The sequence below is a fragment of the Hyphobacterium marinum genome, from assembly GCF_036330325.1.
In the GTDB taxonomy this organism is placed as follows: Bacteria; Pseudomonadota; Alphaproteobacteria; order Caulobacterales; family Maricaulaceae; genus Hyphobacterium; species Hyphobacterium marinum.
In genome coordinates this window covers 126,537-150,431 of record NZ_JAZDRO010000003.1, presented here as the reverse complement: position 1 = coordinate 150,431, position 23,895 = coordinate 126,537, and the positions used below count along the sequence as shown (strand labels likewise).

The window sequence follows — 23,895 nt, the reverse complement described above, 5'->3', positions numbered from 1 at the left end:
ATGACACGCGACGACGTCCTGAATGAATTCCGCGCCGCCGGAGCCCTGCTCGAAGGCCATTTCCTGCTGTCCTCGGGCCTGCACAGCCCGGTTTTCCTGCAAAAGGCGAAAGTCTTCGCCGATGCCCAGCGCACCGCGAAACTGTGCGCAGCGCTGGCCGACAAGGTTCGCGCGACGTTGACGGACAGCCCGACCGTCATCGTCTCGCCCGCTGTCGGCGGGATCGTCCCGGGCTATGAGATGGGCCGCCAGATGGGCCTGCCAGCCATCTATGTCGAGCGTGAAGACGGTGAATTCCGCTTGCGCCGGGGCTTCGAACTCTCGCCTGAAGACAAGGTGCTGGTCGTGGAAGACATCGTCACGACGGGCCTGTCGTCGCGCGAATGCATCGACTCGCTGAAATCCACCGGCGCGACCGTGCTGGCCGAGGCCTGTATCGTTGATCGCTCGGGCGGCAAGGCCGATGTCGGCGTGCCGCTGATTGCGCTCGCGACGGTCGAGTTTCCCGCCTACGCGCCCGATAATCTGCCGCCCGAACTTGCCGGCACCGAAGCCATCAAACCCGGCAGCCGGGATCTGAAAAAATGAGCGCGAATTACGTCCGCCTCGGGGTCAATATCGACCATGTCGCGACGATCAGGAATGCGCGCGGCGGGCCGCACCCGGACCCGGTACGTGCGGCGCATATTGCCGAGGAAGCGGGCGCGGATGGCATTACGGCCCATTTGCGCGAAGACCGCCGCCATATCGGCGACAACGACATTACCCGCCTGTCCAAGGACATCGGCCTGCCGCTGAACCTCGAAATGGCTGCGACCGAGGAAATGCTCGCCATCGCGCTCAATCACAGGCCCCACGCCTGCTGCCTGGTGCCGGAAAAGCGCGAGGAACGCACCACCGAAGGCGGGCTCGATATCGCGGCGCAGCACCGCCACGTCGCGCCCTTCGTGGAGAAGCTGAAAAGCGCGGGCATCCGCGTCTCGCTCTTCATCGAGCCCGATCCGGTCCAGATCGCCGTCGCCGAGGCGATGGGGGCCGATATCGTCGAGCTGCACACTGGGGCCTATTGCGAGGCCTTTGCCGAAGGCGATCGGGCGCGCGTTGACCGGCATCTCGACCGCTTGCGCGAAGCGTCGCGCGAAGGCCATGGGCGGGGCCTTGAAATCCATGCCGGGCATGGTCTGACCTTCGACACGGTCAAGCCCGTCGCGGCGATGGCCGAAGTACGCGAACTCAATATCGGGCATTTCCTGATGGGCGAGGCGCTCTTCGTCGGCCTTCGCCCGGCGGTGGAAAAAATGCGCGCCCTGATCGCCGAGGCCCGCAGCGAGGCGGCGGCTTGACGCTGTTCGAGCACAATCATTCGATTGGCTCGACGACCGCTCGTATTGCAATTTTCTTTTTCGCTGCGTGGTTCTTCATCCGGGCACCTTTGGTCGGAGAAATTCTGGGTGAACCCCGGCCGTTCTCCTCTTTGGGATATCGCTTTATCGATTTTCCGGTCTGGCTGGCGGTTTCCGCCTTTGCATCCTAGATGGCCGTTCTGGGCTATTCCTTCGTCAGACGCCGCCGGGCCTTTCTGATTTCGGCAGGTTTATTTGTCTTTGCGTTCCTGTTGGGGCATGTGATCGGAACGCTACCGCTTGACCGTGTGTGGCCTTATCTGGCCATACCGGTGATCATCTTGCTGATTGCGGCCTATCTCAGTGACGATTTGAGGATTTAGATGATCATCGGCATCGGTGCGGACCTGATGGATATACGGCGGATCGAAAAGTCGCTGGAGCGTTTCGGCGACCGGTTCACCAACCGCTGTTTTACCGACATCGAGCGCGCCAAGTCCGACAAGCGCCGCATGCGCGCGGCGAGCTATGCCAAACGCTATGCTGCCAAGGAGGCCGGGGCCAAGGCGCTCGGCACCGGCATTGCGCGCGGCGTATCCTGGAAGGAAATCGGCGTCGTCAATCTGCCGGGCGGCAAGCCGACGCTGGAACTCAAAGGCCGGGCGCTCGACTGGCTCAAACGCCTGACGCCGGAAGGGATGGAGCCGCTGGTTCACATCACCATCACCGATGATTTTCCCTACGCGCAGGCCTTCGTCGTGATCGAGGCGATCCGCCCGGGAGAGGGCGTGTGAACCTCTCCAAACTCCAGGACCGGCTCGGCTATGCCTTCACCGACACCAAAAGGCTCGAGCGCGCGTTGACCCATGCCAGTTTCGGGGACGGTGCGCAGCGTGAGAACTCCTATGAACGTCTCGAATTCCTCGGTGACCGGGTGCTCGGCCTTCTGACAGCCGAGCGTCTGTTCTCTGACTTCACCGACGCCCGCGAAGGTGCGTTGGCACCGCGCCTCAACGCGCTGGTGTCACGCAAGGCCTGCGCCAAGGTCGCCCGGCGGTTTGATGTCGGTCACCTCATCCGGCTCGGGAAGTCGGAAGAAGCCCACAACGGTCGGGACAATGAGTCCATCCTCGGTGACGTTATGGAAGCCATTCTCGGCGCGGCCTATCTCGATGGCGGGCTGGACGCAGCCAAAGCCATCTATGAGCGCGGCTGGAATTCCGATATCGAGGCCATCGCCGCGCGTCCTGCGAACCCGAAATCGCAATTGCAGGAGGCACTGGCCAAGCGCGGCGCGGTGCCGCGCTATGACGTAGCCGAGCGCGGCGGGCCGGACCATCGTCCGGTCTTTACTGTCCATGTCTTCGTGGATGGCTATGAGCCGGCAAGGGGCACGGGCGGCAGCAAACAGGCGGCCGAGCGTGCCGCTGCGGAAGCGTTTTTGAAGCGGGAGTCGCTCTAAAGCCATGACCACCGAAACCAAACCGACCCGCGCGGGCTTTGCCGCCATTATCGGCGCGCCCAATGCCGGCAAGTCGACCCTGACCAATGCGCTCGTTGGCGAGAAAGTCTCCATCGTGACCCGAAAGGTGCAGACGACCCGCTTTCCGGTTCGCGGCGTGGCGATGCTGGACGCGGCCCAGATCATCCTTGTCGATACGCCGGGCGTCTTCGCGCCGCGCCGCCGCCTCGACCGGTCGATGGTTCAGGCCGCCTGGGCCGGTGCGCAGGATGCCGACGTGATCGTCCATGTCATCGACGCGGCAGGACGGATTGCCGACGCAGCGGGCAAGGCGACCGGCGCGCAAAAGCGCTGTGTCGAGGATGACGACCGGGTCATTGAAGGCTTGAAGGATCACGGCCAGCGGGCCATTCTGGCGCTCAACAAGATCGATCTCGTGCGCCGCGACGAACTGCTGGCCGCAGCGCAGGCCCTGCACGAGACCGGCGTCTATTCGGACATTTTCATGCTCAGCGCGGAGACCGGTGACGGCGTCGCGGACCTGAAAAAAGTGCTGGCGAAAGCCATGCCGGAAGGTCCTTTCCTTTATCCCGAGGACCAGGCCGCCGACATTCCGCAGCGCGTCATGGCCGCCGAGATCACGCGCGAGAAGCTCTATCTGCGCCTGCATGAAGAACTGCCCTACATGGCGACGGTCGAGACCGAGAGCTGGCAGCCGCGCAAGGACGGCTCGGTGCGCATCGAGCAGACGATCTATGTGGAACGCGATTCCCAGCGTCCCATCGTGCTCGGCAAGAAGGGCGCGACGATCAAGACGATCGGCGAACTCGCCCGCACCGACATGGAAGACGCGTTCGGGTGCCGGGTGCACCTGTTCCTGAATGTCCAGGTCCAGCCCGGCTGGGCGGACAACCGCAACCGCTACACGGCGATGGGTCTGGAGTTTGATGTGTGATCCATCTCCCTTTTTCCTCCCCCGTTCACGGGGGAGGGGGACCGCGAAGCGGTGGAGGGGGGATGCCTGATGAGATTCCCCGAATAAATCGGGGAATGACGCATTGAGACGCGGATTGGTGACGCAAAGTGCCGCGAACACTCCTACGATTACATCGCGTCATGCCCCGGCTTGTCCGGGGCATCTCTTTGGTCAAGAAAGCCAGCTATGGAATGGACCGGATCCGGCATCGTTCTCGCGGTTCGCCCCCATGGCGAGACAAGCGCTATCGTCGAGCTTCTGACCGAGGCGCAGGGTCGGCATGCGGGCCTCGTGCGCGGCGGACGTTCGCGCGCGACGCGGCCGCTCCTGCAGCCCGGAAACGTGCTGCGCGCGACCTGGCGGGCGCGTCTGGAGGACCACCTCGGCAATCTCGCCATCGAAGGCGAGCACCTGCGCGCGGGCGATTTCATGGACGATCCGCTCGCACTGTCGGGCCTCAATGCCGCCTGTGCGCTCGCCTGTGCGGCCCTTCCGGAGCGTGAACCGCATCCGGAAGTCTTTGCAGCCTTCCACGTCTTTCTCGACGCGCTTCAAGACCCCGATCTCTGGCCAGCGCTCTACGTGCGGTGGGAGGCGGGCCTGCTCGCCGATCTTGGCTATGGCATTGACCTGCGGCGCTGTGCGGTGACGGGCGTCAGCGACGGCCTGACCCATGTCAGCCCGCGTTCGGGCCGGGCGGTGTGCGCGGCTGAGGCCGAACCCTACAAGGACAAGCTGCTGGCCTTGCCGGGCTTCCTGCGCGACTCGCAGGCCGGTGTGGAAGCGGGCGATATTGCCAACGGGCTGGCGCTGACCGGCTATTTCCTCCAGCGCCGTGTCCTCTGGCCAACCGACCGTGACCTGCCTGAGTCTCGCGAGCGGATGATACAGCGCCTGAAGGACGCCGAACGGCTCTAGACCGACTGAACCGCCCCCGCGCATTCGATGGCCAATGCCTCTAACCTGATCCGGAGACGAATCAGGGGACGAGCAGGACATGGGCGAGCTGATCACGCCAGAAGGCGGCGAGATTTTCGAGGAACCCTTCGACGAGGCGCTGTCCAAGCGCTATCTCGCCTATGCGCTCTCGACCATCACCCAGCGCGCGCTGCCCGATGCGCGCGACGGAATGAAGCCGGTCCACCGGCGCATCCTCCACACGATGCGGCTCCTGAAGTTGAACCCTGAGGAGGCGTTCAAGAAATCCGCCCGCGTTGTCGGCGACGTGATGGGCCGCTTCCACCCGCATGGCGATCAGGCGATCTATGACGCGATGGTGCGCCTCGCGCAGGATTTCGCCTCGCGCTATCCCCTGGTCGAGGGGCAGGGCAATTTCGGCAATATCGACGGCGATAACGCCGCGGCGATGCGCTACACCGAGGCGCGGCTGACGCGCGCGGCCGAATTGCTGCTCCAGGACATCGATCAGGGCACAGTCGACTTCCGCGACACGTATGACGGGTCTGACGAAGAGCCGGTCGTGCTGCCCGGTGCTTTCCCCAACCTGCTGGCCAATGGCTCGACCGGGATCGCGGTCGGCATGGCGACCTCCATCCCGCCGCACAATGCCTATGAGTTGTGCCGGGCGTCACAAGCCCTGATCGCCGATCCGGAGATCACAACCGCTGGGCTGATGAATTTCGTGCAGGGACCGGACTTCCCGACCGGCGGGCTCTGCGTCGAACCGCGCGCCGCGATCCGCGAGGCCTATGAGACGGGGCGGGGCGGGTTCCGCCTGCGCGCGCAATGGGGGGCGGAGGAATTCCTGGGCGGGACGTGGAAGCGCGTCGATTTCAAGGACATGGATGCCGACGCCATCGACGCCTATTTGAATGCCCGGTCGAAATGGCGGCTCGTCATCGACCAGATCCCGTACCAGGTTCAGAAATCCAAACTGATCGAACGCATCGCCCAGCTGCTCGATGGCAAGAAACTGCCGCTTCTGGACGATGTGCGCGATGAGTCCGCCGAAGACATCCGTGTCGTGATCGAGCCGAAGACGCGCCTCGTCGCGGCGTCGTTGCTGATGGAATCGCTCTTCAAGCTGACCGAGCTGGAGGTGCGCATCTCGCTCAACCTCAACGTCCTGGATGCCTCTGGCACGCCGCGTGTCATCGGTCTGAAGGAAGCGCTGCGTCTCTGGGTGCATCACCGCCGCGAAGTCGTGGTGCGCCGGGCCGAGACCCGGCTTGCCAAGGTGGAAGACCGGCTCGAAGTACTGGCCGGCTACATCATCGTCTATGCCGATCTCGACGAGGTGATCCGGATCATCCGGTTCGAGGACGAGCCGAAACAGACGCTGATGGCGACCTTCTCGCTGACCGAGCGGCAGGCCGAAGCCATCCTCAACATGCGTCTGCGTGCTTTGCGCAAGCTGGAAGAGCTCGCCATCCGCAAGGAAGAGGCCGGATTAAAAGACGAGCGTAAGGAACTGAAATCACTTATAGGTTCGGAAACAGAACAATGGGCTAAGGTCGATGCCGAGATCGGCGCGGTCGCCGAGGAGTTCGGCCCACGCACGCCGCTCGGCAAGCGCCGCACGCGTTTTGGCGATGCGCCCGAAACGACCGCAGATGCCGTTGCCGAAGCCCTGATCGTGCGCGAACCGGTGACCGCGGTCATCTCGGAGAAGGGCTGGGTCCGGGCGCTGAAAGGCCACGGCCACGACATCGCCGCCATCGCCTTCAAGGAGGGCGACCGGGCCATGTTCGCGGTGAAGTGCGAAACCACCGACAAGCTGATCCTTTTTGCCACTGACGGGAAATTCTACGCCATCGATGCCTCGAAACTGCCCGGCGGGCGCGGGCATGGCGAACCGCTGCGCCTGCATGCCGGTCTGCCCGAGGACGCCGACCCGGTGGCGCTGTTCAAGCACGATCCCGAACGCCGCCTGCTGGTCGCGTCAGCGGCGGCGAACGGTTTTATCGTCAAGGAGGCTGACGTCTTCGCGTCGAAGAAGGGCGGCAAGCAGGTGCTCAATGTCGGCGACGGTGAGGCCGTGGTCTGTACCCCGGTCGAGGGCGATCATGTCGCCGTGCTGGGGCAGAACAAGAAACTCCTGGTTTTCCCGTTGGAAGATTTGCCGGAAATGACGCGCGGCAAGGGTGTCCGCCTGCTGGGCGGGAAGGGCGCGATGCTGGCCGACGCGACGGTCTTTGCCGCTGAAGACGGCTTGTCCTGGATAGACGGGGCGGGCCGCCGGCAGACCGCGGAGGACTGGCGCAACTGGACCGGCAAGCGGGCCCAGGCGGGCAAGCTGCAGCCCAAGGGCTTCCCCAAGACCTCACGCTTTGCACCGCGTGACCCCGCAGTTATGGCGCGCGTCGCCGATTCATCCTAACTAGTAGGACAACAGGGCACCGGGCCCGGATCGTTACTGGAGACCAGCACACCATGGAATGGATCATTCTCTTAATCGTCGTTGGCGTCGTCGCCTTCTTCATCATCGGTATCTACAACCGGCTGGTGGCGCTGCGTCAGACGACCAACCAGGCGTGGGGCGATGTCGACGTCCAGCTGAAACAGCGCCAGGACCTCGTCCCCAACCTCGTCAACACCGTGAAAGGCTATGCCAGCCACGAGAAGGAGACGCTGGAAAAGGTCGTCCAGGCCCGTCAGGCTGCGGTTTCGGCCGACAATGTGAAGGATCAGGCCCAGGCGGAAAACATGCTCACCGGGGCGCTGCGCCAGATTTTCGCGCTGTCGGAAGCCTATCCGGACCTGAAGGCCAACGAGAATTTCCTCTCGCTGCAGAACGAGCTCGCCGATCTGGAAAACAAGATCGCCGCGGCCCGCCGCTTCTTCAACAACGCCGTCAGCGAATTCAACACGGCGGTCGAGCAATTCCCGGCGGTTCTGCTGGCCGGGCCGTTCGGCTTTGAAAAGCGCGACTTCTTCGAAGTCACTGATCGCGCCGCGGTGGAAAACGCGCCGTCGGTCAGCTTCTAGGTTTCGGGCATGCTGGGCGCGGCCGGCCTTCGCACCCATATCTGGAACAATAATCTCAAATCCCTGCTGCTGCTGGCCGGGTTTCCGCTCCTGCTGTCGCTTCTGGCCTTCGCGGCCGCAATCCTGCTGGGCGGGGCCACGGACGGCGGTGGCAGCTATGGGAAAGATGGCAGCTACTCCTCCGCTCCGCTGATCGATTGGGACGGGGCGCTGGCGGCCTGGCCAGCCATGCTCGCCGTTTCGGGTGCCGTCGCCCTTGTCTGGTTTGTCATCGCCTGGTTTGGCCACCAGAAGATGATCGACATGTCCACAGGGGCGAAGAAAGTCGAGCGTTCCGAGGAGCCCGAACTCTACAACCTCCTGGAAAATCTGTGTATTTCGCGCGGTATTACCATGCCGGCGCTACGCATCATCGAACGCCCGGAAATGAACGCCTATGCCAGCGGGCTGACCGAGAAACAGTATTCGGTGACGGTGACACGCGGCTTGATGCAGGCCCTGAACCGCGAGGAACTGGAAGCTGTCCTCGCCCATGAGCTCAGCCATATTCGCCACCGGGATGTGCGCCTGCTCGTCATCTCGGTGATTTTCGTCGGCATCTTTTCGTTCGTGGCACAGATCGCCTTCCGGGGGCTTTTGCACGGCGCGTTCTCGCGGGTCGGCGGATCGCGGCGCGGCAGTGGCGGCAATGCCATCATCATCATCCTGATCGTCATGGCGATTGTGGCGCTGACGTATATTCTCGCCATCGCGATCCGCTTCACCCTGTCGCGGCGGCGCGAATACATGGCCGATGCCGGGGCGGTCGAACTGACCCGCAATCCCGACGCGATGATCTCGGCGCTGGAAAAGATTTCTGGCCGTGCCGCCATCGAGGACGCGCCCGAAGGCGTACGCGAGATGATGATCGAGAACCCGCATACGGGTTTTGCCGGCTGGTTTGCGACCCACCCACCGATCGAGAAGCGGATCGAGGCGCTGATCGACTATGCCGGCGGGGAACGGCGCATGCCGCAATCGGCAGCTTTGGAAGTTTAGTCGCTATTACCGCTCTTCCCCGCTAGGGTGCGGCAAGGGGAAGTTCCATGACACAGCTTAAGCGTTTCTCGGGCCTGTTGACGGCGCTCGCACTCACGGCTTGCGCCACGCCCGTTTACCAGACCAGCAATCCGTCCTGCGAACCGCCATCCTCCTATCCCAAATACGGCCGGGACGGGCACCAGGACACGACCTATATTGTCGCGCTCATGGCGGGACACAGCCCGAATGATGCGGCGCTGTTATCCTTCTACAATCAGGCCGCTGATGACATATGGCTGCGGTTTTCCGCGCCACCGGTCACGTTCTGGGGCTCCGTCACGAACTGGGGATACCGGCATCGCATCATTGCCGTGCTGCACAGCCTGCACGGCGGTGATGCGTCGGCCGTGGTCGCCCGCCGCCAACGCCTGGCACGCGAAATCGCGTTGGCGCGCCCGGACGATTCCGAGTATTTCTGGACGACCGGCTTGATGCTGCATGCGCTTGGCGACAGTTTTGCCCATACCCGCCCGGATGGCCGCGCCTATGGCGAGCTCTATGGTCACGCCTTTGCTGGTCATTTGCCCGACATCATCGGCGATCGTCCCGACCTGTATCTCTCGTATGTCGAAACGATGTTCGACGCGCTGGAAACCGAGGGGGCTGACCGTACCGCTCTGGAGGATTATTCGCGCCGGATCCGCGAACTGGCCGGCATGGACCATGAAGCCTACCGGACAGCGGTGATCGCCTACCGCGATAGCCTGGCCTCAACGCCGGTTTTCGACTGCGACGTGCTGGCAGACCGTCTGACTATGGGGGAGGTCAACCGCTTTCTGACCAGGCTCGAAACCGCACTGACGACCACAGGAGGCTAGGGGAGGCGACGGTAGAGACGGGTCGGATTGCCATTCAGCTCTGTGACCGTCTCCAGCACAAAGCCGCACTTTTCCGCGACCCGGATCGAGGCGAGATTGTCCGCCTTGATGATGCAGACGGTTTGCGCCCCTGAAAACGCGGTTTCGCCCCATGTCAGGGCGGCCATCACCGCTTCGGTGGCGTAGCCCTTACCGCCATGGCGGGCATTCAGCACCCAGCCGGCTTCCGGGATACCGTGAATGTCCGGGACCATGTCGCGCTTGAAGTCACCGAAGCCGACTTCGCCGACATAGTCGCCTGTCGCCGTTTCCTCGACCGCCCAATAGCCATAGCCGAGCATCGCCCACAGGCCAAAGAAGCGAAGCAAACGCGCCCAGCTTTCGCTCCGGGTCGACGGCTTGCCGGAAATGTACTGCGTCGTGCGTTCATCGCCCCAGAGCGCGGCGGAGGCTTCGAAGTCGGAAAGCCGGTGCCCGCGCAAGGTCAGGCGGTCCGTCGCGATGATTGGGATGTCAGCCGGACCCCGGCCCGGCAGCCTAATCATACAGCAGTCCGGGCAGGGCCGTGGCGAGCCATGGCAGGCGGGCGACCAGTCCAATGACGACGATCTGGATCGCGACGAAGGGCGCTGCGCCGCGATAGATCGCGCCGGTCGTGACTTCAGGTGGCGCAACACCTCTCAGGTAGAAGAGCGCAAAGCCGAAGGGTGGCGTCAGGAAGCTGGTCTGGAGATTGAGCGCCATTAAGACGCCGAGCCAGACCGGGTCGATCCCCATCATCAACAGGATGGGCGCGACGATTGGTACGACGACGAAGGTGATCTCGATGAAATCCAGGAAGAAGCCGAGGACGAACATTACCGCCATGACGACGAGCAGCGCGCCCCACTTGCCGCCCGGAACGGCTTCGAGCGCCGCCTGAACCGTCGCGTCACCGCCGAGTTCCCGGAAGATGAGCGAGAAGAGCGACGCCCCGATCAGGATAACGAAAACCATCGAGGAAATACGCGCCGTCGAGGTCATCACCTCATCGAGAACGCCATTGCGCTTCAGTCGGTAAAGTGCCCAGCCCGCGCCAAGAATGAGCAGGCCGACGAGGCCCCAGGCGAGCAGCATACCAACCTGATCGCCGCCACTGGCCTCTTCGCGGCCGAGGCGAAGATCGACGAAGAAGGTCAGGGCGATCAGGCCGACGAGCGCAGCGGCACCCAGCGCGCTGATGATCTGCCCGCGGCGCGGATTGCGGTCTGCGCCGGCATTGCGGACACCGGCGATAAAGGTGGCCCCGACCGCACCGATGGCAGCCGCTTCGGTCGGCGTCGCCAGACCGCCCAGGATCGAGCCGAGCACCGCGACGATCAGGGCCAGGGGCGGGACGAGTGCATGGAGCAGCTTGCCCCAATCGGTCGCGCCTTCACTGGCGGGCGCAGCCGGGGCGGCCTTCGGATTGAGGGTGGCGACGACGATCTGGTAGCCGACATAGACCGCGACCAGCAGGAGGCCGGGGATGAGCGCCCCGGCGAACAGGTCACCAACGGACACGATATCCGGCGCAAAAATGCCCTGCGCCCGTTGTGCTTCCTGATAGGCGTTCGAGAGCTGGTCACCGAGGAGGACGAGGACGATGGACGGCGGAATGATCTGGCCGAGTGTTCCGGCCGCCGCAATCGACCCGGAGGCGAGGGCGGGCGAATAGCCGCGCTTGAGCATGGTGGGCAGGGAGAGGAGGCCCATCGTCACGACAGTCGCGCCGACGATGCCGGTCGAGGCAGCCAGCAATGCGCCGACAACGACGACCGAGATGCCGAGCCCGCCGCGCAGCGTGCCGAAGAGCGTGCCCATGGCTTCAAGCAATTCCTCGGCGACGCGGGATTTTTCCAGCATCACGCCCATGAAGACGAAGAGCGGGACCGCGACGAGGATCTGCTTGTCCATCTCCATCATGTTCCCGTAGATGCGCTGCGGGAACGCCCGGAAATGGATGGGGTCGAAAATGCCGAGCCACCAGCCCAGCAAGGCGAAGGCGATGGCGACACCGGCGAGTGTGAAGGCAACCGGATAGCCCCGGAGCAATGCGGCGAACGCCGCGATGAACATCAGGAAGGGCAGGAGGCTGATCAGCAGGTCCATGACCGTCTAGAGCTCCTGTTCCGGAGCTTTGCCCATCACGGGCGGCGTTCGGCCTGAGATCGTCAGCGCTGCGCGTGCGGCCATGGAGGCTCCCTGCATCATGAGGAGCACCGCGAAGACCGGGATGGCGGTCTTCAGAAGAAAGACCAGCGGCAGGCCGTCGCTTTCGCGGGAACGCTCGAAGATCCGCCAGGCGGCGCTGACATAGGGGCCGGATGCCGAGAGGATCAGCCAGCACATCGGTATGAGGGCCAGATAGACGCCGGCGAGTTCTGTCCACGCCTTCTTTCGCGGATTCATCTTCGAATAGAGGATGTCGACACGGACATGACCGTCGGCGAGCAAAGTTGCTCCGGCCGAGAGCAGGAAAAGCAGGGCGTGAAAATAGATCACGGATTCCTGCAGCTTGGTCGAGGCGATGCCGAAGACATAACGCTGGATCACGACCGTGGCCGTGACGATAACGAGCGCGAGCGCGAACCAGCGCGCCATGTCGCCGACCGTCGTGTTGATCGCGTCCAGCGTCCTGATTGCCCCGCGCAGCCCGCCTTCCGTACTCGCGGGAAGTCCGGCAAACCGGCCCCAGAACGCAGCGAGGACCGGGATGAGGAGCAGGACGCTGAGCAACATCCCCGCCATGGACAGCATCCGGCCCGCACGAACGGACAGGGAATGCAGATTGGCCTCCGACCAGGCCGAGAGCGCGCCGCCGGTCACTGAGTCAATCAGCAACACCGCGATTGTCGCGGCGATGATCACTAGCAGCAGGATGTCGCCGGCACGCATGGCCTAGCCGCCGAGGACGAGTTCGCGTTTCTGTGCGTAGGGGAATTCGGAGACGTTCCCCCATTCCCGGCTGCGGCGGCGGGACTCGGCATAGCTTTCATAGATGCGCCGCGACAGCGGGTCGGCATTGGCCACGTCGGCGACAACCTGCTCGGAGATGGCTCCGACCCGCCGCCAGATATCGTCACTGAAGGCGCGCAGCTGAACGCCATGGTCATTGCGCAGCACGTCGAGCGCAATGGCGTTCTGATGCTGGAATTCGGCGAGCGACTGGTTGTTCGCGGCCCGGCAGGCCGCCTGGATGATGGCCTGGTGGTCACTGTCTAGACTGTCCCAGACACCGCGATTGATGCCGAGGCCGAGGCAGGAGCCCGGCTCATGGAAACCCGGTCCATAGTAATACGGCGCTTCACGATAGAAGCCGAAGGCCAGATCATTCCACGGACCGACCCATTCGGTTGCGTCGATCGTTCCATTCTGGAGGGCCGGGTAGATCTCGCCGCCGGAAAGGGCGACGGCGGCACCACCAAGTTCGCGTAACACACTGCCGCCAAGCCCGGGAATGCGCATGCGCAGGCCGCGAAAATCCTCCAGCGTGTTGATTTCGCGCTTGAACCAGCCGCCCATCTGGTGGCCGCTGTTTCCTGCCTGGAAGGCTTTGACGCCGAATTCGCCGGCCAGCTCGTCCCAGAGTTCCTGACCGCCGCCGAACTCGCACCAGGCCATGATTTCCTGAGCGGTCATGCCCATCGGTACGGCAGTGAAGAAGTTGAAACCCGGCGACTTGCCCTGCCAGTAATACTCGGCGGCGTGGTACATGTCCGCGGTGCCGGTCGAGACGGCATCGAAGGCTTCGAACGCCCCGACGATCTCGCCCGCGGCATAGACGCGGATATTCAGGGATCCGCCCGACATTTCGTTGACGAAGCGCGCGACATTGTCCGCCGCCGTGCCAAGGCCCGGGAAATTGGCCGGCCAGGTCGTGACCATGCGCAACTGGCGCGTCCGATTTCGGTTCACCGCCGGTGCGGCCGGCGCGCTGTCGCTGGAATCCTGCGTCCCCTGACCACATGCCGTGGCCACGCTTGCGGCCGCCACGGTGGCTCCGCTCAAGAAAGTCCGACGGTCCATCTCACTCCCCCTGTCCGGCACCGGGTTCGGTCCCGGCGTCCTCCGTTGTTACCTGTTCCAGGTCGCGCCAGCCTGACGAGGTGAGCACCTCGACCGGGCGATACCGCGCCTTGTAGTCCATCTTTTCGCTGCCGGGCACCCAATAGCCCAGATAGACGTGCTCGAACCCGTTCTGCCGCGCCCAGCGTACCGCATCAAGGATCATGAAGCGTCCAGGACTGCGGGCCTGATCATCGGGATCGAAGAAGCTGTAGAGCAGGGACGGGCCGTCCTTCAACCGGTCGATCAGGGCACCGGCACGCAGCCGGCCTGTCTCGTCGCGGTATTCCACGATGTCGGTGCGTTGGGCCCCGTCCTCGACCATCATCAGATAGTCGGCAAAGCTCATCCCGGCCATGTCTCCATCGCCGTGACGGGTATCGAGATAACGGGACAGTAGGTCATATTGCTCGGCCGTTCCTTGCGCGACGGTTTCCTCGCGCTCCAGATTGGCGTTGCGCTTCAGGATACGCTTGGCCGAGCGGGTCCATTCAAACCGGGACACCGGAATGCGTACCGACTGACAGGCATGACAGCCCTCGCAGGCCGGGCGGTAGAGCACCGACTGTGAGCGCCGGAAACCCGCATGGGTCAGTGCATCGTTCAGCGCCGGACCTTCGCCCGGATCAAGCCGGGTAAAGAGTTTCCTCTCCTCGCGGCCGGGCAGGTAGGGACAAGGCCCTGGCGCGGTCAGGAAGAAGGGGATTTGCCGTGTCGAGAACGGATGCGTCACGTCGGCTGTCCTTGGGCGTGGCGAATAAATGTCCTCACGAGCCTAGCCATTCTGCCTCAAATCCCGAAACGAACGGCTGCATAGACCGTGAAGACGATCCACATGATCACGACCAGTGGCGCACCGGCCCTGATGTAGTCGGCGAACTTGTAGTGACCGGGGCCCATCACCAGCAGATTGGTCTGATAGCCGATGGGGGTCGCGAACGAGGTATTGGCCGCGAACAGTACCGTCAGCGCAAACAGCATCGGGTCGGCCCCGAACTGGTTGGCGGCCCCGACTGCGATGGGCGTGAACAGGATCGCCGTGGCGTTGTTCGAGAGTACGTTCGTCAACAGCGCTACGAGTATGAAGAGCGCGGAGAGAAGCGCCACCGGTCCGAAAGGCGCGAATATCCCGACGACGAGGCTGGCCAGGAAGTCGGCGGCACCCGTCGACTGCAGGGCCGTGCCGAGCGCGAAGGCCGAACCGACGAGCAAATAGACGCGCATGTCGATTGCGCGTGCCGCCTGGCGGGCATTCAGGCAGCCGGTCGCAATCATCGCGACAGCCCCGAATATCGACGCGTGGACGATGGGCAGAAGATTGGTTGCGGCGAGTACGATCACGCCACCGAAGATGACCAGCGAAGCCGTGGCCCGGCGCGGGTCGCGCAGATCGGTCGTTGCCCATGCCATGAGCAGCAGGTCGCGGTCGTTGCGCAGACGGCGCATGGCGTCGGCGGTTCCGAACAACAGCAGGACATCGCCGGCCTCAAGCCGGATTTCGCCCATCTTCTTGCGGATCATGCGCGACCGGCGCTGGACGCCCAGGACGACCGTATCGGTGAGGTTCCGGAAGCCGGCCTGTTCAACCGTTCGTCCGGTTATGCGTGAGCCCGGCGGGACAACCGCCTCGGACAGGGCGAGTCTTTCGCCAGGCGTCGGGTCTTCGCCCGGCCCTGCGGTCTGAAGCAGCCCGCGCAGGAATTCGGCGCGTGTGGACAGGAGGTCGGACAGCGTCTTGCGGGTCGCGGCAACGATGACGAGATCTCCGGCGCGCAGCTCGATCTCGTCAAATGGCGGCAAATAGGCGTGTTCACCGCGCTGGATCATGCGCACGGTCATGTTGGGCAGGTCGGCGAACATGCCGGCCACCGGCGACTTTCCGACCAGCGGATGATCGCGCGTCACTTCAATCTGGGCGATGAATTGCTTGCCATCGCCGCCGGCGATCTCGCTCTCCATGGTCGCGCGGTCCGGAAGCAGGCGCGGCAGGACAAAGGCGGAATAGACGACCCCGACGCCGGCGAGGATCAGGCCGGGGCCCGTCGGACTGAAAAATTCCAGTCCGTCTCCGGTCAGTGTCCGCAGGCTGTCAGAGACGAGGAGATTGGTCGACGAGCCGATCAGCGTGGTCATGCCCGCAAGGATGCAGACATAGCTCAACGGGATCATGATCTTGGACGGCGAGCTGCCCATCCGCCCGGCGATGGCTACGAGGATCGGGATGAACATCACCACGACCGGTGTGTTGTTGATGAAGGCACTGACCACGAAGACAAAACCGAAGATCGACAACAATGTCGTCATCGGATGGCTTTCATAGGACTCCAGCAGGCGCTGCGTCGGGCCTTCCATGGCCCCGGTCTGGAAAATGCCCTGTCCGACGACCAGCAGGGCCATGATCGTCATCAGGGCCGGGTTGGCGAAGCCGGCCAGGATGTCCCGCGCGCCCGGATTGCCTTCAGGCAAAGGGAAAACCTGGAAAAAGAGGAGGCCGACTGCCACCACGGCCGCCGATACGACCTCGATGGGATAGCGCTCCCAGATGTAGAAGATAATGGCGACGCCGACGGCGGCCAGAATGGCCCACATCTGCCAGAGATAGGGTGCGCTAGATTCGATCATCCCGTCAGCTTAGCGGGATTTTCTCCTCGTGCATGTGCTGATTTTGGCGAGACCTGCAGCCCGGCCGAACGGTCTGCTAGAGACCGTGACCGGGCGGGAGAACGGGGGCCTCACGCAGAAGCGTGATCGAGATGCGGCGATTGCCCGACAGGGTCGGATCATCCGGGAAGAGGGGTTCTGACCCGGCCTTGCCCTGGACTTCCGCGATCCGGTCATCGGACAGGCCCGACTGCTGGAGAATGCGGCGCGAGGCATTCGCGCGGTCAGCCGACAATTCCCAGTTGGTGTAGGTCGCCGACGGGTTCGGTCCGGCATCGGTATGCCCCGTGATCGACAGGCGGTTGGGCAGATTGCTGGCGATCTCTGCAACGGCGCGCAACAGGACGATGGCGCGGTCGTTCGGCTCGGCGGCTCCTGGGCGGAACATCGGGCGGCCTTCCTGGTCGACCAGCTGGATGCGCAGGCCCTCGGGCGTCTGCTCGATGATGATGTGGTTGGACAGCTCGGCAAGCTCGGGCATGTCCTGCATCGCCTGGCGCAGGGATTGTTCGGCGCTCTGGAATTCGGCTTCTTCGCGGCGGGCGAGGGCATTGGCCATCGCGTCCGCGCTGATATCGGCGGAGGTCGATTGTTGGGCCGGATCGGGCTGAACCTGCTCATCGCTCGGCGTGTCGCGCTGCGCGTCCGGCGACAGCCGCTCGATAACCGCCGAGGACCCCTGGCTTTGCGCGCCGTCTTCACCGAGCGCTGTACCGCCCAGCACACCGCCCGAACCGGACGTGGACGGGCTAACGCTTGCTGGCGCGAAATAGTCGGCGATGCCGCGCTTCTGTTCCGGGGTCGTGGTATTGATGAGCCACATCAAGAGGAAGAACGCCATCATCGCGGTCACGAAGTCGGCATACGCGACTTTCCACGCGCCGCCGTGATGGCCGTGGTCACCGCCTTTCTTGACTTTCTTGATGACGACCGCTTGATCTCCGGCCATGCGCTCTACCCTTTTACCACCCGGGGCGCTTTTAACCCGGCTACGGTTAAGGTCCGGTTTCAATCGCCGATTCGGAGGTCTTCTTGGTCGATCCGCGCGAATTTCGCGACGCCATGTCCCGCTACCCAACAGGTGTCACGCTGGTGGCCGCCCGTCATGAGGGTGCGGCGCTGGCGATGACCGTGAACTCCTTCGCCTCGGTTTCGCTCGAACCGCCGCTTATCCTGTGGTCGGTCGGACGCGACACCGAGCGCTACGCAGCGTTCAGGGCGGCCGAAGACTTTTCGATCAATATCCTGCGCGACACCCAGATGGACCTTGCCCCGCGTTATGCGCTGGATGCCGCGCTCGATCCGGCCGACTGGGATCTGGAGGGAGAGGGCGCGCCTGTCCTGAAGGACGCGCTGGCGCGCCTGCATTGCCGCCGCTACGCCGTCCATCCCGGCGGCGATCACGATATCATCGTTGGCGAGGTCATGAAGGTCGACTGCGGGGCGGACGAGGGCGCACTGACCTTCTTCCGCAGCCGCTACGGCCGGGCCTCGGTGGAGGATTAGATGGCCGAATGCACATTTCTCGGGCTTGGGGTCATGGGTTTTCCCATGGCCGGACACCTGACCACCAAGGGGCATGCTGTCACCGTCTGGAACCGGACCGCCTCCAAGGCGCAGGACTGGGCCACTCGCCATGATGGCAAGGCGGCGGGCAGCGTCGAGGAAGCCGTGTCCAGCGCGGATTTTGTGTTCCTCTGCCTGGGTGATGACCCGGACGTCCGCGCGGTCGCCGACATTGCCCTGCCGGCGATGAAACGCGGTGCCATCCTCATCGATCACACCACCGCCTCGGCCGGGTTGGCCCGGGCGCTGGCCGAAGAAACCGCTGGCCGCGATATCGGCTTCATCGATGCGCCGGTGTCGGGCGGGCAGGCAGGAGCGGAAAACGGCCAGCTTGCCATCATGTGCGGCGGAGAGCCGGACGTGTTTGCTCGCGCAGAGCCTGTCATGGACGCCTATGCCAAGGCCGTCACGCTGATCGGGCCGGCGGGATCGGGTCAGCTGACCAAGATGGTCAACCAGATCTGCATCGCCGGTGTCGTGGAAGGACTGGCGGAGGGCATTCATTTCGCCAAACGGTCGGGTCTCGATCTGGAGAAGGTCATTTCCGCGATTTCCAAGGGAGCCGCCCAAAGCTGGCAAATGGAAAATCGCTGGCAGACGATGGAAAGAGGCGAATTCGAATTCGGCTTTGCGATTGACTGGATGCGTAAAGATCTTCGTATTGCACTTGAAGAGGCACGGGAGAATGGGTCCCGGCTTCCAGTCGCGGCGCTGGTCGACCAATTCTATGCCGAGCTCCAGGCGATGGGCGCGAACCGGTGGGATACGTCCAGCCTGATCGCGCGGCTGGAATCACCCGGAACCAAACGGAGCTGAGACGCCAATGCGGCTCATCGAGATCACTTTTCCCGAAAGTGTCGATACCAAGCCTCTCCTGAAATCCTGCCTGCGCGCCGAGCCGGTCGATTACCGGCTTGATCCCGCCGATGAACGCGGCCGCCGACTCTTGCGTCTGGTCTTCCGGTCCGGGGACGGGCAGGAAGCGATCGATGCGGTCCAGTCCCTGCTGGCGGACGAGACGGACTGGCGGCTGGTCGTGCTTCCCATCGAAGCATCCCTGCCGGCCGAGGAGAAACCCGAAGAAGAGCCGGCCGAAGACGAGGCCCAGAAGAAGCACCGCAAAACGATTGCCTTGCGCGAAGAGCTCTACGAAGACATTTCCAAGGGCGCGGTCCTCAACCGGGATTTCCTCTTGCTGACAGCGCTATCCGCCGTCGTGGCGGCGCTCGGTCTCAACGCCAATAATGTCGCCGCGGTCATCGGGGCGATGGTGATCGCGCCGCTCCTGGGGCCAATCCTGGCCTTTGCCTTCGGCTCCGCACTTGGCGATCTTGACCTGATGCTGAAATCGGCCCGCACGGCGATGACGGGCCTGGTTGTAGGCCTCCTTGTCGCCATGGCGCTCGGTGCGGCGATCTCGGCCAATCTCGGAAGTGACGAGCTCGTCTCGCGCACTTTCGTGGGCGTGGATGCGGTGGCCCTGGCTCTCGCCGCCGGGGCGGCGGCAGCCCTGTCGATCTCGACGGGCGTGTCGAGCGCCCTGGTCGGTGTCATGGTCGCCGTGGCGCTGTTGCCGCCCTCGGCGGCGGTCGGCATCTTCCTCGGCGATGGCGAGTGGGGCTTGGCCCTGCGGGCGGCACTCCTGCTGGCTATCAATGTTGTCAGCGTACTGCTGGCCGCCCTCTTCATTTTCCGCGTGAAGGGGGTAAGGCCGCGGACCTGGCTGGAGCGCCGGTCGGCCAAGCGCTCGGTCTTTATCAATTATGGCGTCTGGGCGGTGTGTATCCTGGTGCTGACCGTCATCGCCTGGCGGATCGCGCCGGTCGAAGTCCTGCCCTGAGACCAGAAAACCCCGCCTGCCAATGCCGCAGACGGGGTTTTCAGGTTAGGCATCGTTGAGGCGTTACTTGCTGTCCATGCCGGGGATGAGGCGCTCGGCGGTCGCCATGACGATGACCATGAGCGAGGCGGCACCAAGGACCGCGCCGTAATTGCCGAAAATGGCGGTGATATACTCGCCCGCCGCCGGGATACTCCCCAGCGCGGCGTTGCCGCCGGCAATCAGGAAGATGGCCGCGATCAGCAAGGAACGCCGGTGGTCTCCGACCACGAAGAACCCGCTCGCAAGGCCCAGCAAGGCCAGGATCAGGGCGGCATACTCGAACGTGAAGAAGGCAAACGCGATTGCCGCGAGTGCCGCGACAAGCCAGATAATTTTATTCAGTCCCATAATTCTCCCCTTTGTGTTACGGGCCGGGGGTGCGCCGTCGTCACGCGGCGGTTTTTTGAATCCCGGGCCGGGTACGCGAAAATACACTGCGTGAGTCGGCCCGGGTTTCAAATCACTTTTTTTGCCGGATACGGAGATAAGCCGAAATGAATGTCGAACTGGTTTTCGCCATTCTTGATTATGCCGGTGTCGGTCTTTTTGCCTTTTCCGGCGGAATGCTGGCAGCGCGCAAAGAACTCGATCCCTTTGGCGCGCTGATCGTCGGCGCGGTGACCGGCATGGGCGGCGGAACGCTGCGCGACATCCTTCTCGGACAACTGCCCGTCTACTGGATCGAAACCCCCGAGTATTTCGGTGTTGCGCTGCTGGGCGCGCTTGTCGGCTATTATACGTCACCCTGGGCGCAGGCACTCGCGAGCCGCCGCAGCGCGCTCGTCTGGGCTGACGCGGCGGGCCTCGCCGTGTTCTGCGTCATCGGCGCAAGGGCCGGCCTGGCGGTCGGCGCGCACTGGTCCATCGCCGCGCTGACGGGTGTGATGAGCGCCGCGTTCGGCGGTCTCATCCGCGACATCATCGTCAATGACGTGCCACTTGTGTTGAAAGAAGATATTTACGCGCTCGCGGCGCTGGCCGGCGCAGGGGCCTATATCGGCGCGGTTTCGCTTGGCGCGGATGCCAGTCTCGCCGCCGTCGGCGCGGCGCTGCTCGCCTTTGGACTGCGCGGCTGCGCGATCCTTTTCAAATGGTCGCTGCCGCCGATAGGGAAGCTGGGGGAGTAGGGTGCGCGTTCTCCAGCCCATCTGTGCATCAACCGGTCTCGCGGCCTGCGGGCTGGATGTCGACGATCCCGAACCGGCCGAGCTGGCCGGTCCCTGGGTGGCGCAAGGATATGACGAGGCGGTGATGGTGATGATGCAGGCGACGGGCGGGTTTCAGGTCAGCCTGAGGTGTGCGACCGGCGAGAGCCACCAATTCGGCGGCGACTGGCATCTCTATGAAGGGCTGGAGGAGGAGGCGCGCCTGCGCTTCAGTGCCATGCCCGCCTATGACCACGAGACGGGCCGTTTCTGCGGTCCTGACGGCGCGCGTCCCGAGACGCAGGAATGGGGGGTGCGTCTTGAACGCCGCTGGCCGGAAGGCACGCTGCGCCTCACCATCGACCGTGACCGGGGCTACTGGCTGGAGCCGGTGGAGGAGTAGGTCTGGTTTTCACCCCATCCCAACCCTCCCCTCATGGGGAGGGAAGAGGGCGTCAGCCCTCAGGGTGGGGTGTGCTTCATGATGGATGCCCCGGACAGGCCGGGGCATGACGCCATTCAAACCGACGTTTCCCGGAAGGCGCGCGAGCGCCTGTCCGGGATCCAGAGTCGCGATTCTGGACCCCGGTCCTTGCTGCGCAAGACCGGGGCGCGTCTTCGCAAACACACGAAGCCCCGGCCGCAGAGCCGGGGGTCTCCTGCAAGCAATCGAAGACGATCCGGACCGGCTTCGCCGTCCGGGATTTCAGCCTTGATTCAGCAATCTCGCCGCACGCGGCGCAAAATACGTTACAACCCCGCTGGCACCGGCGCGCTTGAAAGCGAGGAGGCTTTCCAGCATCACCCGCTCGCCATCGATCCAGCCATTTGCGGCGGCGGCCTCGATCATCGCGTATTCGCCGGAAACCTGGAAGGCGAGGGTGGGCACGCCGAACGTCTCGGACACCGATTTGACGATATCGAGATAGGGCAGGCCGGGTTTGACCATGACCATGTCCGCGCCTTCCTCGAGATCGAGTTCGACCTCGCGCAAACATTCATCGGAATTGGCCGGATCCATCTGGTAGGTCTTCTTGTCGCCGGTCAGGGCGGCGGCTGAGCCGATCGCCTCGCGATACGGTCCATAGAATCCCGACGCGTATTTGGCAGCATAAGAAAGGATGAGCGTGTCGGTAAAACCGTTCTCTTCCAGCGCCATGCGGATCGCGCCAATGCGGCCATCCATCATGTCGGACGGGGCGATGACATCGCAACCGGCACGGGCCTGGACCAGAGCCTGCTCGACGAGGGCATCGACCGTGGCGTCATTAAGGATCACGCCGCCCTTCATCACCCCGTCATGACCGTGCGTGGTGAAGGGATCGAGCGCGACATCGCAGATCACGCCGATTTCCGGCGCGGCGGCCTTGATGACTTTGATGGCTTGCGGGATGAGCCCGTCGGGATTGAGGGCTTCGGACCCCGCAGCGTCCTTTCTGGCCGGATCGATATGGGGAAAGAGCGCCATCGCCGGGATGCCGAGATCGCGTGCTTCAATCGCGGCGTCGCGCAGCGTGTCCAGCGTCAGGCGGTTTACGCCCGGCATGGCGGCGACGGGTTCGGGCGCGTCCTGATCGGAAATGATGACGGCCCAGACCAGATCGTCGGGCGTCAGAACGTGCTGGCGCACCAGGCGGCGGGTCCAGCCGGCCTGGCGCAGGCGGCGCATGCGGGTGGCGGGATAGGCGGGCATGATCTTGAGAGCGTCCTTCCTTGCCTGCTTGCCCCCCGCGCGGCGGCGCGTTAGGGCAGTCGCGATTATCTATTAGCCTGACGGAGCCCAGCTTTGAACTTCGCGCTGACCGAAGACCAGTCCCTGATACAGGACGCGGCCCGAAAATTCGCCGAAGACCGCATGAAACCCCACGCGGCCGAATGGGACGAGAAGAAAATCTTTCCCGAGGACGTGCTGCGCGAAGCCGCAGAAATGGGCTTTGCCGGTGTCTATGTGCGCGAGGATGTCGGCGGGTCGGGCATGACCCGGCTCGACGCGGCGCTGATCTTCGAACAGCTGGCGCGCGGGTGCACATCGACGGCGGCCTATATCTCCATCCACAATATGTGCGCCTGGATGATCGACACTTGGGGCAGCGATGAGCTGCGTCAGCGCATCATCCCCAAGCTGATGACGATGGAGCATTTCGCCTCCTATTGCCTGACCGAACCCGGTGCGGGATCGGATGCCGGCAATCTGCGCACGAAAGCCGTCAAGGACGGCGAGGATTACGTTCTCAACGGCTCGAAAGCCTTCATTTCGGGCGGTGGCCGGTCGGACATCTATGTCGTCATGGCCCGCACCGGCGGGGACGGGCCATCGGGCATTTCCACCTTCGTGGTCGAGAACGGCACCAAGGGCCTCTCTTTCGGAGCCAACGAGAAGAAGATGGGCTGGAATTCCCAGCCCACAGCGGTCGTCAATTTCGAGGACTGCCGCATCCCCGCCGCCAACCGGCTCGGCGAGGAGGGCATCGGCTTCAAGATCGCGATGAAGGGCCTTAATGGGGGGCGCGTGAATATCGGGGCCTGTTCGCTCGGCGGGGCCAGCGAAGCCTTCGATGTGGCCAATGACTACGTCAAATCGCGCCAGCAATTCGGCAAGCCGATTGCCGGTTTCCAGGTCACGCAGTTCAAGCTCGCCGACATGGCGACCGATCTCGAAGCAGCCCGGCTGATGCTCTACCGCGCGGCCAGCGCCATCGATGCCGACGACCCGTCCGCGCCGAAATTCTGCGCGATGGCGAAGCGCTTCGCGACTGATGCCTGTTTCGACATCACCAACCAGGCGCTGCAGCTGCATGGCGGTTATGGCTATCTGAAGGATTATCCGATCGAGCGCATCCTGCGTGATCTGCGCGTTCACCAGATCCTTGAAGGCACGAACGAGATCATGCGCGTGATCATCGCAAGGGATGTGATGAAATAGAGCTT

Annotated in this window: 26 protein-coding genes; 17 read left to right on the top strand and 9 right to left on the bottom strand. The window is 63.7% G+C overall.

Annotated features, from left to right (window positions below; translation table 11 throughout):
* The 11 genes from pyrE (at position 1) to V0U35_RS08415 (ending at position 9,627) form a co-directional block, all read left to right on the top strand.
* On the top strand, positions 1-588 hold the full coding sequence (gene pyrE, locus V0U35_RS08465) for an orotate phosphoribosyltransferase (RefSeq protein WP_330196262.1): 588 nt from the start codon (positions 1-3) through the stop codon (positions 586-588).
* Positions 585-1,343: a pyridoxine 5'-phosphate synthase gene (locus tag V0U35_RS08460; protein ID WP_330196261.1), complete on the top strand. Its 759-nt coding sequence runs from the start codon at positions 585-587 to the stop codon at positions 1,341-1,343. Before pyrE ends, V0U35_RS08460 begins: the two co-directional genes overlap by 4 nt.
* Complete coding sequence (locus tag V0U35_RS08455) at positions 1,340-1,534, top strand: hypothetical protein (protein ID WP_330196260.1); 195 nt, start codon at positions 1,340-1,342, stop codon at positions 1,532-1,534. The genes V0U35_RS08460 and V0U35_RS08455 overlap by 4 nt, the downstream gene beginning before the upstream one ends.
* A 192-nt stretch (positions 1,535-1,726) precedes the next feature.
* Complete coding sequence (gene acpS / locus V0U35_RS08450; RefSeq protein WP_330196259.1) at positions 1,727-2,137, top strand: holo-ACP synthase; 411 nt, start codon at positions 1,727-1,729, stop codon at positions 2,135-2,137.
* Complete coding sequence (gene rnc / locus V0U35_RS08445) at positions 2,134-2,805, top strand: ribonuclease III (protein ID WP_330196258.1); 672 nt, start codon at positions 2,134-2,136, stop codon at positions 2,803-2,805. Before acpS ends, rnc begins: the two co-directional genes overlap by 4 nt.
* 4 nt (positions 2,806-2,809) lie before the next feature.
* A complete protein-coding gene (gene era, locus V0U35_RS08440) occupies positions 2,810-3,760 on the top strand; it encodes a GTPase Era (protein WP_330196257.1) in 951 nt (316 codons plus the stop codon).
* 207 nt (positions 3,761-3,967) lie between these two features.
* Positions 3,968-4,699 carry a DNA repair protein RecO gene (gene recO, locus V0U35_RS08435; RefSeq protein ID WP_330196256.1) on the top strand — a complete coding sequence of 244 codons (732 nt, stop codon included), beginning with the start codon at positions 3,968-3,970 and terminating at the stop codon, positions 4,697-4,699.
* A gap of 79 nt (positions 4,700-4,778) precedes the next feature.
* Positions 4,779-7,121: a DNA topoisomerase IV subunit A gene (parC, locus tag V0U35_RS08430; RefSeq protein WP_330196255.1), complete on the top strand. Its 2,343-nt coding sequence runs from the start codon at positions 4,779-4,781 to the stop codon at positions 7,119-7,121.
* A gap of 53 nt (positions 7,122-7,174) precedes the next feature.
* The gene (locus tag V0U35_RS08425; RefSeq protein WP_330196254.1) at positions 7,175-7,729 is read left to right on the top strand and encodes a LemA family protein; all 555 of its coding nucleotides are present in this window, start codon (positions 7,175-7,177) and stop codon (positions 7,727-7,729) included.
* Between the two features lie 9 nt (positions 7,730-7,738).
* Positions 7,739-8,767 (top strand): M48 family metallopeptidase, encoded by a 1,029-nt coding sequence (locus V0U35_RS08420; RefSeq protein ID WP_330196253.1) that lies wholly within the window; start codon positions 7,739-7,741, stop codon positions 8,765-8,767.
* A 47-nt stretch (positions 8,768-8,814) separates the two neighbouring features.
* Positions 8,815-9,627: a hypothetical protein gene (locus V0U35_RS08415; protein WP_330196252.1), complete on the top strand. Its 813-nt coding sequence runs from the start codon at positions 8,815-8,817 to the stop codon at positions 9,625-9,627.
* On the opposite strand, the gene V0U35_RS08410 is transcribed toward V0U35_RS08415, so the two are convergent.
* The 7 genes from V0U35_RS08410 to V0U35_RS08380 all read right to left on the bottom strand — a co-directional run bounded on the left by V0U35_RS08410 (position 9,624) and on the right by V0U35_RS08380 (position 17,323).
* Positions 9,624-10,172, bottom strand: a complete 549-nt coding sequence (locus tag V0U35_RS08410) for a GNAT family N-acetyltransferase (protein ID WP_330196251.1) — start codon at positions 10,170-10,172, stop codon at positions 9,624-9,626. The genes V0U35_RS08415 and V0U35_RS08410 overlap by 4 nt on opposite strands.
* Positions 10,165-11,757 (bottom strand): TRAP transporter large permease, encoded by a 1,593-nt coding sequence (locus tag V0U35_RS08405; protein ID WP_330196250.1) that lies wholly within the window; start codon positions 11,755-11,757, stop codon positions 10,165-10,167. Before V0U35_RS08405 ends, V0U35_RS08410 begins: the two co-directional genes overlap by 8 nt.
* Before the next feature lie 6 nt (positions 11,758-11,763).
* On the bottom strand, positions 11,764-12,543 hold the full coding sequence (locus tag V0U35_RS08400) for a TRAP transporter small permease subunit (protein ID WP_330196249.1): 780 nt from the start codon (positions 12,541-12,543) through the stop codon (positions 11,764-11,766).
* Positions 12,544-12,546: 3 nt separating this feature from the next.
* Entirely contained in the window at positions 12,547-13,674 is a 1,128-nt protein-coding gene (locus V0U35_RS08395) for a TRAP transporter substrate-binding protein (RefSeq protein WP_330196248.1), read from the bottom strand.
* 1 nt (position 13,675) lies between these two features.
* Positions 13,676-14,446, bottom strand: coding sequence for an arginyltransferase (locus V0U35_RS08390; protein WP_330196247.1), 771 nt, complete (start codon positions 14,444-14,446; stop codon positions 13,676-13,678).
* A 56-nt stretch (positions 14,447-14,502) separates the two neighbouring features.
* Positions 14,503-16,335, bottom strand: coding sequence for an SLC13 family permease (locus V0U35_RS08385; RefSeq protein WP_330196246.1), 1,833 nt, complete (start codon positions 16,333-16,335; stop codon positions 14,503-14,505).
* Between the two features lie 76 nt (positions 16,336-16,411).
* Positions 16,412-17,323, bottom strand: a complete 912-nt coding sequence (locus V0U35_RS08380; RefSeq protein WP_330196244.1) for a flagellar motor protein MotB — start codon at positions 17,321-17,323, stop codon at positions 16,412-16,414.
* 83 nt (positions 17,324-17,406) lie between these two features.
* Here V0U35_RS08380 and V0U35_RS08375 point away from each other — a divergent pair, with 83 nt between their 5' ends.
* The 3 genes from V0U35_RS08375 to V0U35_RS08365 are packed head-to-tail and all read left to right on the top strand — an operon-like array spanning position 17,407 to position 19,780.
* A complete protein-coding gene (locus tag V0U35_RS08375) occupies positions 17,407-17,880 on the top strand; it encodes a flavin reductase family protein (RefSeq protein ID WP_330196243.1) in 474 nt (157 codons plus the stop codon).
* A complete protein-coding gene (locus tag V0U35_RS08370) occupies positions 17,881-18,756 on the top strand; it encodes an NAD(P)-dependent oxidoreductase (RefSeq protein ID WP_330196242.1) in 876 nt (291 codons plus the stop codon).
* 7 nt (positions 18,757-18,763) lie between these two features.
* Positions 18,764-19,780, top strand: coding sequence for a TIGR00341 family protein (locus tag V0U35_RS08365; protein ID WP_330196241.1), 1,017 nt, complete (start codon positions 18,764-18,766; stop codon positions 19,778-19,780).
* Between the two features lie 63 nt (positions 19,781-19,843).
* On the opposite strand, the gene V0U35_RS08360 is transcribed toward V0U35_RS08365, so the two are convergent.
* Positions 19,844-20,170, bottom strand: a complete 327-nt coding sequence (locus V0U35_RS08360) for a hypothetical protein (protein WP_330196240.1) — start codon at positions 20,168-20,170, stop codon at positions 19,844-19,846.
* 146 nt (positions 20,171-20,316) lie between these two features.
* On the opposite strand from V0U35_RS08360, the gene V0U35_RS08355 reads away from it, so the two are divergent.
* Both V0U35_RS08355 and V0U35_RS08350 read left to right on the top strand, forming a co-directional pair.
* On the top strand, positions 20,317-20,949 hold the full coding sequence (locus tag V0U35_RS08355) for a trimeric intracellular cation channel family protein (RefSeq protein ID WP_330196239.1): 633 nt from the start codon (positions 20,317-20,319) through the stop codon (positions 20,947-20,949).
* Position 20,950: 1 nt separating this feature from the next.
* Positions 20,951-21,370: a hypothetical protein gene (locus tag V0U35_RS08350; RefSeq protein ID WP_330196238.1), complete on the top strand. Its 420-nt coding sequence runs from the start codon at positions 20,951-20,953 to the stop codon at positions 21,368-21,370.
* A 303-nt stretch (positions 21,371-21,673) separates the two neighbouring features.
* On the opposite strand, the gene hemB is transcribed toward V0U35_RS08350, so the two are convergent.
* Positions 21,674-22,660, bottom strand: coding sequence for a porphobilinogen synthase (gene hemB / locus V0U35_RS08345; protein ID WP_330196237.1), 987 nt, complete (start codon positions 22,658-22,660; stop codon positions 21,674-21,676).
* Positions 22,661-22,753: 93 nt separating this feature from the next.
* On the opposite strand from hemB, the gene V0U35_RS08340 reads away from it, so the two are divergent.
* The gene (locus tag V0U35_RS08340) at positions 22,754-23,890 is read left to right on the top strand and encodes an isobutyryl-CoA dehydrogenase (RefSeq protein ID WP_330196236.1); all 1,137 of its coding nucleotides are present in this window, start codon (positions 22,754-22,756) and stop codon (positions 23,888-23,890) included.
* Positions 23,891-23,895 lie beyond the last annotated feature (5 nt).